Genomic DNA, 14,316 nt, shown 5'->3' on the forward strand with positions numbered 1-14,316 from the left:
ATGGGTGAACTGGACCGCGGAGACACGCGCATGAACGCCGCCCCCCGCGGAGCGGACCCGGCCGCGGGCAACTGGAGCCCGCGGCTGGCCCTGCTGGTGGCCGCGACGTTCTTCATGGAATTCCTCGACGGGACCGTCCTGACCACGGCCATACCCAGTATCGCCGCCGACTTCTCGGTGCCGCCCGCCGACGTGAACATCACCATGACGGCCTACCTGATGACGGTGGCGATGGGCATCCCGCTCAGCAGCTGGCTCGCGGAACGGCTCGGTGCCCGCCGGGTGTTCTGTCTCGCCATCGCCATCTTCACGGCGGCGTCACTGCTGTGCGCGCTCAGCCAGGACCTGACCATGCTGACCCTGAGCCGTGTCCTGCAGGGTGCCGGCGGCGCCATGATGGTCCCGGTGGGCACGCTGGTGGTGCTCCGCGGCACCCCGAAGAAGGACCTGCTGCGGGCGACGGCCTTCCTGGTGTGGCCCGGGCTGCTGGCCCCGGTCCTCGCCCCGCTGGTGGGCGGAGCGCTGACGACCTACCTGTCCTGGCACTGGATCTTCCTGGTCAACCTCCCCCTGGGCCTGGCGGCCTTCCTGGCCGCGCTGCGTCTGGTCCCCGCAGTGGGCGGTGACAGCACGCGGCGGCTGGACTGGTTGGGACTGGTCCTGACAACGCTCGGGGTGGGCTCGCTGCTGGTTGGGCTGGAACTCATCGGGGGCCGGGACGCCGGGCTGCTGGCGGCCGCCGGCATCGGGGTGGGCCTGCTGTTCCTGGCCGCCGCCGCGGCCTGGATGCGGCGGACCAGCACGCCGTTGTTCAATCTGTCCGTCTTCGGCGCGCGGACGTTCCGTGCGACGGCGACGGGAGGCTTTGTGTACCGCCTGACCATCAGCGCGGTGCCGTTCCTGCTGCCGCTGATGTTCCAGGCCGGTTTCGGCTGGGACCCGCTGCAGGCCGGGGCGATGGTGTCGGCCGTGTTCGTGGGGAACATCGGGATCAAGCCCGCCACGACGCCCCTGATCCGGCGTTTCGGGTTCAAGCCCGTCCTGGTGTTCGCGTCGCTGGCCTCCGCAGCCACCTTTGGGTTGTGCGCGTTGCTCGACGCCGGCACGCCGGAGCCGCTGATTGTCGCCGTGCTGGTGGCCAGCGGGGCGTTCCGTTCGATCGGGTTCTCGGCCTACGCGTCCGTCCAGTACGCCGACGTCCTCCCGGCACAGCTGCCGTCCGCCAACGCCGTCTCCGCGACGCTCGTGCAGCTCGCCACCGCGGCGGGGATCGCGGTCGGGGCGCTCCTGCTGCGGGTTTTCGAGGCAGGCAGTGACGCAGCATCCACCGGGATCGCCGGGGATCCGGCGGCACCGTACCGGGCGGCGTTCCTGGCCATCGCCGTCCTGATGCTCCTGAGCACCCTGGACAGCCTGGCCCTCCCCCGCAACGCCGGCGCGGAGGTCAGCCGGCCTGGCCCAGCACCAGGGGCAGAACGGCGCCGGCGCCCGCGAGCCTGAGGGCCCGCCCGGAGACGGTCAGGGTCCAGCGGCTGTCCACGAGGTCGTCCACGAGCATGACGCTCTGGCCACGGATTCCGGCCAGGGCCTCCTCCAGCTCCGGCCCCACCACCAGGCGCTCCCAGACGCCGGCGAGCCGGTACGCGCTGTTCCCGCCGCGGCCGCCGGTGGGCCCGCCGTGGCTGAGCTGCAGCTGGCCAAGATACGGGATACGGCCGATCTCGGAGATCCCGCGGGCCAGGGAATCCACCAGCAACGGCTTCCCGCGGGAGGGCAGGCTGATGATCGCGGCAGGCCGGCCGGCCCCGCTCCAGCCCGGGGTGCGGGCGTCTCCCGTGCCCCACTCCCGGAGCACCTGGACGCAGGCCTGCAGCATGCCGGGGTCCACGGGCCGGTCGGGCGCGCCGGCGGCGAAGGCCTCCCGCAGGGCCCCTCCCCAGCCTAGGTCCGTCAGGCGCGCCAGCACCCGGCCGTCGGCGAGGGCCTCTTCCGGTTTGATCTTGCCCTTGACCGGCACGCCCAGGCGGTCCATGCCGCTGGGCCACTGCAGCCGCGGTTCCAGGACGACGCCGGCCCGGCGCAGCGTCTGCCCGGCGGTCTCGGTGGCGTCCTCGGCGATATCGGCCCGGAACCAGCGGCCCGCGCAGTTGTCGCAGCGGCCGCAGGCGCGGGCTGTTTCGTCGTCCAGTACCGAGGTGATGTATTCCATCCGGCACCCGGCCGTGTCCTGGTAGATGACCATCGAGTCCTGTTCATCCACCCGGGCCTCGGCGATCCGGCCGTACCGCTCGGCGTCGTAGTTCCACGGCTGTCCCGTGGAGCGCCAGCCTCCGCCGACGCGTTCGACGGCGCCGTCCACCGCCAGGACCTTCAGCAGCAGCTCCAGCGGGGTGCGGCGCAAGTCCACCCGGGCCTCGAGCGCCACCGTGGACACCGCCGTGCCTGCCTCGGCGAGGGCGGTCAGGACCGCGGCGGCCTTCTCTTCGGACGGCATGGAAGCGGTGGCGAAATACTGCCAGATGTCGCGGTCCTCGGAACCCGGCAGCAGCAGGACGTCGGCGTTCGCCGCGCCACGCCCGGCGCGGCCCACCTGCTGGTAGTACGCCACCGGGGACGACGGCGCGCCAAGGTGCACCACGAAGCCGAGGTCCGGCTTGTCGAAGCCCATGCCGAGGGCCGAGGTGGCCACGAGCGCCTTGACCTGGTTGTCCTTCAGGAGCTGCTCGGCGCGTTCCCGGTCTGCGGGGTCCGTGCGGCCGGTGTAGGCGAGCACCTCGTGTCCCGCCTCGGCCAGCAGGCGTGCGGTGTCCTCGGCGGCCGAGACTGTGAGCGTGTAAATGATGCCGCTGCCTTGCAGATCCTGCAGGTGCGTCAGCAGCCAGCCCAGCCGTTCGCGGGAATCGGGCAGGGTCAGGACACCGAGCCGGAGCGAGTCCCGGCCCAGGGCGCCCCGGATGGTGAGCACGTCCTTGCCGAGCTGTTCCTCGATGTCGTGCACCACCCGGGAATTGGCCGTGGCGGTGGTGGCGAGCACCGGGACGGTGTCCGGGAGCTGCGTGATGAGGTCAGCGATGCGCCGGTAGTCGGGCCGGAAGTCGTGGCCCCAGTCCGAGATGCAGTGGGCCTCGTCAATCACCAGCAGCCCGGTCCGGCGCACGAGCTCGGGAAGCTGGTTTTCCCGGAAGGACGGGTTGGTGAGGCGTTCCGGCGAGACCAGCAGGACGTCCACTTCGTCGGCGGCGAGCTGCCCGCGGACGGCGTCCCAGTCCAGCTGGTTCGCGGAGTTGATCGCCACCGCCCGCACCCCGGCCCGCGCCGCGGCGGCGACCTGGTCCCGCATGAGGGCCAGGAGCGGGGACACGATCAGGGTGGGCCCGGCGCCGCGGCGGCGCAGCAGCAGCGAGGCGACGAAGTACACGGCCGATTTCCCCCAGCCGGTGCGCTGCACCACCAGGGCCCGCCTGCCGCCGTCGACCAGGGCCTCAATGGCCTCGAACTGGCCGTCATGGAACTCGGCTTCAGGATGGCCCACGAGTTCCCGCAGTACATTCTGGGCCTGTTCCCGGGTCGAGGATGTGGTGCCGGCTGGGGCGGTGCTGGAAAGGGCGTTCTGGTTACTGGCCATTGCTTCAGTATCCCAGCCCCCTCCGACAGCCATGAAGCCGGTTCCCGCTATGTGCACAATTCCGGGTGCGGACAGGCCGGCGCGTCAGGCCCGCAACGTAAGATAAGACGCGTGACTACGGACAAGACAAAGACTTTTGACCTCTCGACCTCGTTCAAGGCCTACGATGTGCGCGGAATCGTGGGGCAATCCATCACCGCGGAGATCGTCGAAGCCGTCGGTGCCGCCTTCGTCGACGTCCTGGAACTCACCGGCCAGACCGTGCTGGTGGGCGGGGACATGCGCCCCTCCTCCCCCGAGTTCGCCAAAGCCTTCGCCAACGGCGCAGCCACCCGCGGCGCCAACGTCCAGCTGCTGGACCTGATCTCCACCGACGAGCTCTACTACGCGTGCGGGGCGCTCAACGCCGCCGGCGCCACGTTCACTGCGAGCCACAACCCGGCCGAATACAACGGCATCAAGATGGCCAAGGCCGGCGCCGTGCCGATCTCCTCCGAAACCGGGCTCATGGAAATCCAGGCCCGCGCCGAGGAGTACCTCAACGCCGGCGCCATCCCCGCGGCCAGCAGCACTGGCCTGATTGGCGTGCAGGACGTCCTCAAGGGCTACGCGGAGTACCTGCGCAGCCTGGTGGACCTGCGCGGTTCGCGGCCGCTGAAGGTTGTGGTGGATGCCGGCAACGGCATGGCCGGCCTCACCACCCCGGCCGTGCTTGGCGATGCCCTGCTGCCCAAGCTTCCCCTGGAGATCGTGCCGCTGTACTTCGAGCTCGACGGGTCCTTCCCGAACCACCCGGCCAACCCGCTGGAGCCGGAAAACCTGCGCGACCTGCAGGCCGCCGTCGTCGAACACGGCGCGGACATCGGGCTGGCCTTCGACGGCGACGCCGACCGCTGCTTCGTGATCGACGAAAAGGGCGAGCCTGTCTCGCCGTCGGCCATCACCGGCATGGTGGCCCGCCGCGAAATCGCCCGCGCCCAGGGCCTCGGTGAAGACACGCCCACCGTCATCCACAACCTGCTGACCTCCCGCGCGGTTCCCGAACTCGTCGAACGCCACGGCGGCCGGCCCGTCCGCACCCGCGTCGGGCACTCCTTCATCAAGGCCGTTATGGCCGCGGAAGGAGCCATCTTCGGCGGGGAGCACTCGGCCCACTTCTACTTCCGCGACTTCTGGAATGCGGACACCGGCATGTTGGCCGCCATGCATGTCCTGGCTGCCCTGGGCGAACAGGAGGGCCCGCTCTCCGAACTCGGCCGCGAATACGAGCCGTACCGGTCGTCCGGCGAGATCAACTCGGAAATCGAGGACAAGGCCGCCGCCGTCGAGCGGGTCCGGAAGGACTTCCACGACGAGGACGTCGAGGTCGACTACCTCGACGGCAGCACCTTCATCGCCACCGACGGCAGCTACTGGTTCAACCTGCGCCCGTCCAACACCGAACCGTTCCTGCGCCTCAACGTCGAAGCCACGGACACCGCCACCATGGAACGCGTCCGCGACCGCGTCCTGGCGCTGGTCCGGGGCTAGCCGTGGCAGCCCACCCGGAAGAATCCGCCAACACCGGATCCTGGCGCGAGTCCGTGCCGGACGCCAGCGCCACGGACCTGGAGAACCTGCTCGGCACCGGCGTCGGCGCCGCGCAGGAGCAGCTGGAACGCAACGGCGGCTTCCTGCCGTTCGCCCTGGTGGTGCAGAACGACGGCGAAGTCCGGCTGGTGGCCGTGACACCCGCGGACGCGAGCGACGGATCGGACGCCGACTTCGACGCGGACGCCATGATCCGGGACCTGCATGAGCTGCTCCGGCAGCACCGGGAGGAATTCCGGGCCGCCGCCGTCGTCTGCGACATCACGCTGCTCGAGGAAGACTCGGACGCCATCCACGTCGCGGCAGAGCACCAGGACGGCTCCCTGTTCGCCGCCGTGCTGCCCTACGCCGCGAACGCCGGGACGCACGAACTCGAGTTCGGCCAGCTGGCCGCCGATACCAACGAGCCCGCCGTCTGGGTGGACTAGACCGCCCTAAGGCTGGGGATATGAAGATCAATGCGTTCGCCGATGTGAGCCTGCGCGCTTTGCTGGTACTGGCGGCCGCTCCGGACGGCGGCCTCCTGACCACCCAGAGCATCGCCGACGCCGTCGGCACGCCGTACAACCACGTCAGCAAGGCGATGGCGAAACTGCGAGCACTGGGCCTGATCGACGTCGAACGCGGCCGCAACGGCGGATCCCGGCTGAGCAGCGCCGGCCGGACCGCAACGGTCGGCCAGCTGCTGCGGCAACTCGACACGCGCCTGGACCCGGCCGACTGCATCGCTACGGGCGGTACGTGCCCGCTCATCACCGAATGCCGGCTCCGGGCCGCGCTGGCCCGGGCCCGGGAAGCCTTTTATGGCGAACTCGACGGGATCGTGATCGCGTCGCTGCCGACCTCCCGGCAGATGGCGCCCGTTTTTGCGGCGATCGGGCTGCGCCCGGGGCTCTGAGCGGCCCAGCAGTCCGGCCCGCGTCCTGCGGGAATCCGGCCCAATCTGGGGAAAACCTTTGGTTTGGCGTCCAAATGCCCGTCCTGGCGAGCCTGCCCATTGACTTCAAGCAGGCATGAGATGACAAAGTACCCCTAGGGAACGTCACCAAGCCGGTATTTTTTGTCTTTCCGGCCAGTCGAAGGGCCGCTGATGAAAAGTATCCGCTGGTTTAGCTCTGTCGGCGCCGCGGCGCTCCTGCTCACGTTCATCACGGCCCCCACCGCCCTTGCGGTGCCGACGGTGCTGGCGGTGGAGAGTGCGGCGGATACCTACACCTCCTCGTCGGCGCCCACCACGGACTTCGGCACGAGCGGCTCGCTGGCGGTCTACGGCTCACCGGATGCCACGACGGTACTCCGGTTCCAGTTCCCGCCAGCCCCGGCCGGGCAAACCCTGACCCGCGCGATCCTGCGCATCCGCACCACCAGCCTGGCCTCCGCCGGCTCCGCCAACACCCTCAACATCCGCTCAGCGGCCGACTCCTGGTCCGAAACCGGCACCCTCTACGCCAACCGCCCCGCGGTATCCGGACCCACCCTCGGATCCCTGCCCGGCGGCACGGCCGCCAACACGGCCTACGACATCACCCTGGACACCAGCCTGATGGCCGGCTGGACCGGATCCCGGACCCTGGCCCTGACCGGCACCGGCACCGACAGCTCCTGGTTCTGGTCACGCCAGGCCTCCGCCACGCTGCGACCCACCCTCACCCTCACCTACACGGACGCGACCCCGCCCGACACCACCGCCCCGGGCGCGCCCGGGGCCCTGGCCGCCACAGTCACCGGAACCGCCGTCGCCCTGTCCTGGACCGCAGCAACCGACAACACCGCCGTCACCGGCTACACCGTCCACCGCTCCACCACGGCAGGCTTCACCCCCGCCACCACCACCAGGATCGCCGACACCACCGGACTCAGCTACACCGACACCAACCGGCCCGCCGGAACCTGGTACTACCGCGTCACCGCCACCGACGCCGCCGGAAACACCGGCACCGGCTCCAACGAAGCCACCGCCACCATCCAACCCGGTGCCGCTGGGACTGCCACCGTGCTGGCTGTCGGCGACATCGCCTGTGCCCCCGGCGCAGTGGTCACCACGTCGGCGTGCCGCCATGGCGACGTCGCCGCCGTGGTCGCGGCCCAGTCGCCCGACAGGTTCATCGCCCTCGGGGACCTGCAGTACCAGAACGCCACTCTTGCCGAGTTCATGGGGGCCGGCGGCTACAACGACTCGTTCGGCGCCCTTAAGGGCATCACTTCTCCGGTGCTCGGCAACCATGAATATCTTGACAACACCCGCGGCTATTTCGACTACTTCTATGGCCCCGGCGTCACCACGGGCGACTTCGGGCCCCGGACGGACGGCTACTACTCGACGACGATCGGGGCCTGGACCTTCATCGCCCTGAACAGTGAATGCGGGCCCGGCGGGGTGGCGGGCGGATGCGGGGTCGGCAGCCCGGAATATTTGTGGCTGCAGGACCGTCTCACCAATTCCCCGACCGCGTGCACCTTGGTGGCGGCGCACCATCCGCGCTGGTCAACGGGCGTGAACCACGGCTCCTACCCGGAACTGGGACCGATGTGGGACCTCATGGCCAGCCACGGTGTCGACGTCATGATCTCCGGGCACAACCACGTCAGCGAGATCTTCAAGCCGATCGGCGCGTCCGGCTCAGGTGCGGTTCCGGCGCTCTCCCCGACCGGGATCCGGTCCTTTACCGCAGGCGCCGGCGGGGCGGATCTCCAGGCATTGTCGGCGAACACCGATCCCCTCCTGACCGCCATGGTGGCCCGGAGCCGGAGCGCCTTCGGGCCGCTCAAATTAACCCTGAACGAGACGTCCTACTCCTGGCAGTTCCTCCCCCTTTCCGGCATGACGTTTACGAACATGGGCACAACCGGTTCCTTCTCCGGCAGCGACACGTGCCACTGACACCGCCCATTCACACCGGCCGCCACGCCCGGGATCCCGCCGATTTGGCATAGATTTCTACGCAGTGTAGAACTGAGGCATAGATATTTGTATTTCAAATGCAAGTATCGCCGCGGGCCCCGGTTGAAGACGCCGGGCCACTACCTCAGGAGTCAACATGCTCTCGGACAAGTCCTTCCCGGTCATCGAGGCCACCCTGCCGCTGGTCGGTTCCCGGATCGGGGAGATCACCCCCAAGTTCTATGCCCGCCTCTTCGCCGCCCACCCCGAACTGCTGGATGGCCTGTTCAGCCGCTCCAACCAGCGCTCGGGCAATCAGCAGCAGGCCCTGGCCGGGAGCATCGCCGCCTTCGCCAGCCACCTGGTGAACAACCCGGACACCCTGCCGGAGACCGTGCTGTCCCGGATCGCGCACCGCCACGCTTCCCTCGGCATCACCGAACCGCAGTACCAGGTGGTCTACGAGCACCTCTTCGCCGCCATCGCCGAGGACCTGGCCGAGGTCATCACCCCGGAAATCGCCGAGGCCTGGACCGAGGTCTACTGGCTCATGGCGGACGCCCTCATCAAGCTCGAGAAGGGCCTCTACGCGGCCCAGGCGAACGCCAAGATGTGGACCCCCTGGAAGGTTGCCGCCAAGACCCCGGCCGGCACCGGCTCCATGACCTTCACCCTGGAACCGGCCGACGACACCCCCATCACCGCGGCGCTGCCGGGCCAGTACGTCAGCGTCAAGGTCACCCTTCCGGACGGGCTCCGCCAGGTCCGCCAGTACTCCCTCTCCGGCGACGCCGGCACCAGCCGCAGCTTCACCACCAAGCTCGACGACGGCGGCGAGGTCTCCCCCGTGCTGCACAACAGCGTGGCCGTGGGCGACGTCATCGAAATCTCCAACCCCTACGGCGAAATCACGCTCAAGGAGGGCGACGGCCCCGTGGTCCTGGCCTCGGCCGGCATCGGCTGCACGCCCACGGCGTCCATCCTGCGCTCCCTGGCCGAGTCCGGCTCGGACCGCCAGGTCCTGGTCCTGCACGCCGAAAGCAACCTGGACAGCTGGGCGCTGCGCTCCCAGATGACCGACGACGTCGAACGCCTGGACGGCGCCGATCTGCAGCTCTGGCTCGAGCAGCCCGAAGCCGGTTCCAACGCGGGCTTCATGACCCTGCGCGAGGTGGACCTCCCGGCCAACGCCTCGCTGTACCTGTGCGGCCCGCTGCCGTTCATGAAGAACATCCGCAACGAGGCAATCAGCGCCGGCATCCCGGCCACGAAGATCCACTACGAGGTCTTCGGCCCGGACATCTGGCTCGCCAGCTAAAACACTCATCGGTTGGAGTTCGACGGCGGCCCCGCACTTCTTCGTGAAGGTGGGGGGCCGCCGTCGCCAAGCGGTGCCCGCGCAGCCCTCGCAGGGCGCGTCACCCCGCGGCGGGCGCCCCGGTGATCGCGTGGCCGAAGCGCAGGAGGTTCCCGGGGTCGTACGTGGACTTCGCGGACCGCATCCGCTCATAGACCGCAGGGGACCAGGCCCGGGCCCGGTCGGCCTCGTCGCCCGGTGCGCCATGGAAGTTGACCAGGGTATAGCCGGTGGAGTGGGGAGCCATCGCGGCCAGGATCCCGCCGATGGAGGCCGATACGGCCTCGGCAAGGGGCGGGATGTTGAACCCGACGAGGAAGAGCAGGAAAGCCGCGTCCCGCCCCGACACCGCATCCGGCAACGCATCCGGCATGGCAGCGGTCCGGGCCAGCGCGCCGCCGAGCGGCCGGACCTCCACCAGCAGCAGCGGGCAGTCCGAGCCTTCCCCGGTGAGCTCGAGCAGGTCAGCCACAGTCTCTTCGCCGAAGTCCTTCAGGAGCGCTCCGCCGTCCATGAAGGGCAGCGGGTCCGCCGGGTCCATGTGGATCTGGTCGACGTCGAGGTAGCTCATCGGCCCGGCCGTGTCCATCAGCGGGGTCGAGACCGCCCGCATCGGGGCAAGCAGCGCGTCGCCGGCCTCGCGGTTTCCCAGGAAGGCAAAGCGCAGGTGCACGACGAACTGGTTGCGCAGCGGCTCGGGAACGAAGTCCATGTCCGGAAGCCGCAGCAGGGAGACCGAGGGTGAGGCGTCTTCGGGCAGCGTGGGCAGCCAGCGACGGAAGGCAGCCAGGACGGTGGCCGCATCCGCTCCGGGATAAATGATGCCGCCGCCGTAGAAGTCACTGAACGGAAAGAGGCTGAACTCAAGGGCGGTCACGATCCCGAGGTTGCCCTTGCCGCCGCGCATCAGTGCAAACAGCTCGGCCTCGGCGTCGGCGTCGATCCGCCGCAGCGCGCCGTCGGCGGTGACAATTTCCATGCTGCGGACGTGGTCCGCCGCGAAGCCGTGGGCGCGGCCGAGCACGGGCAGCCCGCCGCCGAGCGTGTAGCCGACGACGCCGACGTCGGTGCTGGAGCCATGCAATCCGAGGAGCCCGTGCGGCACGCTGGCCTCCAGGACGGTGCGCCACTTCACCCCCGCGCCGACGCGTGCGGTGCGTTCACCCGGATCGATCTGCAGGTCCTGCAGCCGGCGGGTGTTGATGAGCAGGCCGCCATCGATCGCCGATTCGGCGCCGTGCCCGGTGGACTGGACGGACACGGGAAGCCGGCGCTCCGCCGCCCATTTCACCGCGGCCGCGACGTCCTGGGCATCTGCGGCACCCAGAACGACGTCGGGCCGGTGCACCGTCGCGACGTTGAAGGCGAACGTCTCCTCCGCGAATGCGGGGCTGTCCGGCAACGCGACCGGACCGCTGACAGCCCTGGACAAAGCATCGATGTCGTCATTGACAAGCATGAGGAACTCCTGAAATCTCGCTGACCGCGAGCAGGTCGGGGGCGCGGCCGCACCCGCCCGGAATGCCCCAGCGCACGCTCCAACCGGCGGCCGGCCCGGCTGATGGAATGCGGACAAGCCTAGGGATCTGGCCGGACGTGGCCTAGGGACCTAAGTCCCGGCGTCCCGGACGGCAACGAAAACGGCGGCCCCGCATCTTCCGGGAAGATGCGGGGCCGCCGTCCCTCTTGCACTGTTATAGGTGCTGTTGGGCCGGCTGCTACTGCTCGGCGGCCATGCGCTCCTTGAGTCCTGCGAGTTCGGCGCGCAGTGCCTCGGGCAGCGAGCTGCCGAAGTTGGCGAACCACTCCTCGATCGAGGCCAGCTCGGTGGTCCACTCCGCGGGGTCGACACGGACGGCCTCTTCAACCTGGGCCGGGGTCATGTCCAGGCCCTTGAGGTCGATCGCGTCAGCGGTGGGGACGAACCCGATGGGGGTCTCCACAGCGTCGGCCTTGCCCTCGAGGCGTTCGATGGCCCACTTCAGGACCCGGGCGTTGTCACCGAATCCGGGCCAGGCGAAGCCGCCCTCGGAATTGCGGCGGAACCAGTTGACCAGGAAGATCTTGGGCAACCGCTCCGGGTTGGCCTTGGCGGACAGGTTCACCCAGTGGTTCAGGTAATCGCCTGCGTCGTAACCGATGAAGGGCAGCATGGCCATCGGATCCCGGCGGACGACGCCGACGGCACCGGCTGCCGCGGCAGTGGTCTCCGAGGACAGGGTGGAGCCCATGAAGATGCCGTTGGACCAGCTGCGCGCCTCAGTGACCAGCGGGATGGTGGTCTTGCGGCGGCCGCCGAACAGGATCGCGGAAAGCTCCACGCCGTCCGGGTTGTAGTACTCCTCGGCCAGCATGTCGATCTGGTCGATCGGCGTGCAGAAGCGGGAGTTCGGGTGGGCGGCGGGCGTGTCCGATTCCGGGGTCCAGGAGTTACCCTGCCAGTCGGTCAGGTGAGCGGGCACCTCGTCGGTCATACCTTCCCACCACACACCGCCATCGTCCGTCAGGGCGACGTTGGTGAAGATGCTGTGGCCCTTGGCGATGGCGCGCATCGCGTTGGGGTTGGTGCCCCAGCCGGTGCCCGGCGCCACGCCGAAGAGGCCGGCCTCGGGGTTGACGGCGCGGAGCTCGCCTTCCTTGCCGAACCGCATCCAGGTGATGTCGTCGCCAAGGGTTTCGACCTTCCAGCCCTCGATGGTCGGATCCAGCAGGGCGAGGTTGGTCTTGCCGCAGGCCGACGGGAAGGCGGCGGAGATGTAGTAGTTCTTCTGCTCCGGCGAGGTCAGCTTGAGGATGAGCATGTGCTCGGCCAGCCAGCCTTCGTCGCGTGCCATCACCGAGGCGATGCGCAGGGCGTAGCACTTCTTGCCGAGCAGGGCGTTGCCGCCGTAGCCGGAGCCGAAGGACCAGATGGAGCGCTCCTCCGGGAAGTGGACAATCCACTTGTCCGGGTTGCAGGGCCACGGGACATCGGCCTCGCCGGGGGCCAGCGGGGCGCCCAGGGAGTGCAGTGCGGGGACAAAGAACGCGTTGGTCGCGGTGATCTTGTCCAAGACCTTGGTGCCGATGGTGGCCATGATGCGCATGGACGCGACCACGTAGGCACTGTCCGTGATCTCGACGCCGAACTTCGGGTCCTCGGCGTCCAGGTGGCCCATCACGAAGGGGATCACGTACATGGTGCGGCCGCGCATGCAACCGGCAAACAGGCCGCGCAGCTTTTCCTTCATCTGCGCCGGGGCCATCCAGTTGTTGGTGAAGCCGGCGTCGTGTTCCTTCTCGGAGCAGATGAAGGTCTGCTCTTCGACGCGGGCCACATCGGCGGGGTCGGAGAACGCCGCGAAGGACTTGGGGAAGAGTTCCTCGTTCAGCCGGGTCAGGGTGCCGGCGGCAACGAGCTCGTCGGTGAGCCGCGTGTTCTCCGCTTCCGACCCATCAACCCAGTAGATCCGGTCCGGCTGTGTCAGTTCAGCCACCTCTTCTACCCATGCCAGCAGACCGGCATGTGTGGTGGGTGCCTTTTCAAGCAACGGCAGTCGCGCCAGATCTCCCATTACGGTTCCCTTCCTCGGGTTCAGTGGTGTGTCCTAAATGCTAGGGCTCGGCAGGGGGCCCATTTCGGGCCCGGACATGGGATGACCAGGGCGGAATAAATCAAAAACCGCGGAAATTCAAGGAACTGGCCGGCCACCATCCCTCCTTTTTGTGACTAAGGTCACGTAGACCGGTCTAGTCGGCTAAATTACACCCGCTTCGATTTGTAACTGGGCCCGGCCTCGCGTAAAGTAATTCGAGGTTCGGGGAGAGAGAAGTTCTCCAAGAGCCGAGAATGCGCCCATAGCTCAGCTGGATAGAGCGTCTGTCTACGGAACAGAAGGTCAGGGGTTCGAATCCCTTTGGGCGCACAGATAAAGATCCGCCCCGGTTCGCCGGGGCGGATCTTTTGCTTTAACCGCCGGGTGCCTTAGGCGCCAGGGCGCCGGGTTAGGCTCCGCCTGCTGCTGGGCCGGAGCGGCCCAGCAGCAGGGATCAGGACGTGGTCCGGACGATGATGTTGCGGATGTCGTCGAAATGCGTGCTGAGCCGCTCGGAGGCGAGGGCCTTGTCCGCCGTTGCGACAGCCTCATAGATCCCCCGGTGCACTGCGGCCGTTGCCTGCAGGTCGACGGCGTACGGTCCGCCGAGTTCGAGGTGGATCCGGCGGTAGACCTTCCAGAAGACGTCCATCAGGCTGATCAGCAGGTCGTTGTTCAATGGCTCGAAAAGCCTGCGGTGGAATTCCGCGTCGGCCTCTATGAAGGGCTCGCCCGCGGCAGCCAGGGCTTCCATCCGGTTCACGGACTCCTCCACGGCGGCCAGCTGTTCGGCGCTGATCCGGTCCATGGCGGCGCCGACCAGGCCCGATTCAAGTGCTTGCCGGACCTCCACGAGCTGCAGGGCTTCCTCGCCCTGATGGCGCAGCGACAGCCGTGCCCGGAAGGTGAGCCCGTCGGTCAGGGCCTCGAAATTGCTCGGCGCCACGAACATGCCGAACCCGTGGCGGATCTCAATGACACCCAGCGCCTGGAGCGCCTTCAAGGACTCGCGCAGGGTGTTGCGGCCGACGCCGAGTGCCGCCGTAAGCTCGTTCTCGGTCGGCAACGGGTCGCCGGGAACCAGGTCGCGTTCCAGGATCAGCTCCAGGATGTCCGACTGGAGCGCCCGGAGCCGGGCCTGGGCGCTGAACCTCGCCAGCGGTATGGCCGGGCCTGTTGTCATGTTGCGTGCGGCCATGGCCGCCTCCTCCCCCAAGTATGGTCCCAACAGTATCGACCGTCCCCCGTCCTGCAAAGGGTTCGGCCCGGCACATTACGCCGGAACCCC

10 protein-coding genes and 1 tRNA gene are annotated in these 14,316 nt (G+C 68.7%); 7 read left to right on the forward strand and 4 right to left on the reverse strand.

Features of this window, described 5'->3' with window-relative positions; translation table 11 throughout:
- Nucleotides 1–30: 30 nt before the first annotated feature.
- The gene (locus C566_RS0110245; RefSeq protein WP_026266577.1) at nt 31–1,500 is read left to right on the forward strand and encodes an MFS transporter; all 1,470 of its coding nucleotides are present in this window, start codon (nt 31–33) and stop codon (nt 1,498–1,500) included.
- On the opposite strand, the gene C566_RS0110250 is transcribed toward C566_RS0110245, so the two are convergent.
- Nucleotides 1,445–3,625 carry a RecQ family ATP-dependent DNA helicase gene (locus tag C566_RS0110250; RefSeq protein ID WP_018774247.1) on the reverse strand — a complete coding sequence of 727 codons (2,181 nt, stop codon included), beginning with the start codon at nt 3,623–3,625 and terminating at the stop codon, nt 1,445–1,447. The two genes, C566_RS0110245 and C566_RS0110250, sit on opposite strands and share 56 nt — an antisense overlap.
- Nucleotides 3,626–3,736: 111 nt before the next feature.
- Here C566_RS0110250 and C566_RS0110255 point away from each other — a divergent pair, with 111 nt between their 5' ends.
- The 5 genes from C566_RS0110255 to C566_RS0110275 all read left to right on the forward strand — a co-directional run bounded on the left by C566_RS0110255 (nt 3,737) and on the right by C566_RS0110275 (nt 9,414).
- Nucleotides 3,737–5,155 (forward strand): phosphomannomutase/phosphoglucomutase, encoded by a 1,419-nt coding sequence (locus C566_RS0110255; protein WP_018774248.1) that lies wholly within the window; start codon nt 3,737–3,739, stop codon nt 5,153–5,155.
- 2 nt (nt 5,156–5,157) lie between these two features.
- Nucleotides 5,158–5,643: a hypothetical protein gene (locus C566_RS0110260; protein WP_018774249.1), complete on the forward strand. Its 486-nt coding sequence runs from the start codon at nt 5,158–5,160 to the stop codon at nt 5,641–5,643.
- Between the two features lie 20 nt (nt 5,644–5,663).
- The gene (locus tag C566_RS0110265; RefSeq protein WP_018774250.1) at nt 5,664–6,113 is read left to right on the forward strand and encodes an RrF2 family transcriptional regulator; all 450 of its coding nucleotides are present in this window, start codon (nt 5,664–5,666) and stop codon (nt 6,111–6,113) included.
- A 192-nt stretch (nt 6,114–6,305) separates the two neighbouring features.
- The gene (locus C566_RS23335) at nt 6,306–8,096 is read left to right on the forward strand and encodes a CBM96 family carbohydrate-binding protein (RefSeq protein ID WP_018774251.1); all 1,791 of its coding nucleotides are present in this window, start codon (nt 6,306–6,308) and stop codon (nt 8,094–8,096) included.
- A gap of 157 nt (nt 8,097–8,253) precedes the next feature.
- Nucleotides 8,254–9,414 carry a globin domain-containing protein gene (locus C566_RS0110275; RefSeq protein WP_018774252.1) on the forward strand — a complete coding sequence of 387 codons (1,161 nt, stop codon included), beginning with the start codon at nt 8,254–8,256 and terminating at the stop codon, nt 9,412–9,414.
- Nucleotides 9,415–9,514: 100 nt separating this feature from the next.
- Here the strand turns inward: C566_RS0110275 and C566_RS0110280 are convergent, their stop codons facing one another.
- Together C566_RS0110280 and C566_RS0110285 are read right to left on the reverse strand one after the other, a co-directional pair.
- On the reverse strand, nt 9,515–10,912 hold the full coding sequence (locus tag C566_RS0110280) for an FAD-binding oxidoreductase (protein WP_018774253.1): 1,398 nt from the start codon (nt 10,910–10,912) through the stop codon (nt 9,515–9,517).
- A gap of 259 nt (nt 10,913–11,171) precedes the next feature.
- Complete coding sequence (locus tag C566_RS0110285; RefSeq protein ID WP_018774254.1) at nt 11,172–13,007, reverse strand: phosphoenolpyruvate carboxykinase (GTP); 1,836 nt, start codon at nt 13,005–13,007, stop codon at nt 11,172–11,174.
- Nucleotides 13,008–13,284: 277 nt separating this feature from the next.
- Between C566_RS0110285 and C566_RS0110290 the strand changes: the two genes are divergently transcribed.
- Nucleotides 13,285–13,358: transfer RNA gene (locus C566_RS0110290), tRNA-Arg, on the forward strand.
- 124 nt (nt 13,359–13,482) lie between these two features.
- On the opposite strand, the gene C566_RS0110295 is transcribed toward C566_RS0110290, so the two are convergent.
- The gene (locus tag C566_RS0110295; protein WP_026266578.1) at nt 13,483–14,211 is read right to left on the reverse strand and encodes a FadR/GntR family transcriptional regulator; all 729 of its coding nucleotides are present in this window, start codon (nt 14,209–14,211) and stop codon (nt 13,483–13,485) included.
- Nucleotides 14,212–14,316: the final 105 nt, after the last annotated feature.

The sequence above is a fragment of the Arthrobacter sp. 131MFCol6.1 genome (genome assembly GCF_000374925.1).
GTDB lineage: Bacteria > Actinomycetota > Actinomycetes > Actinomycetales > Micrococcaceae > Arthrobacter.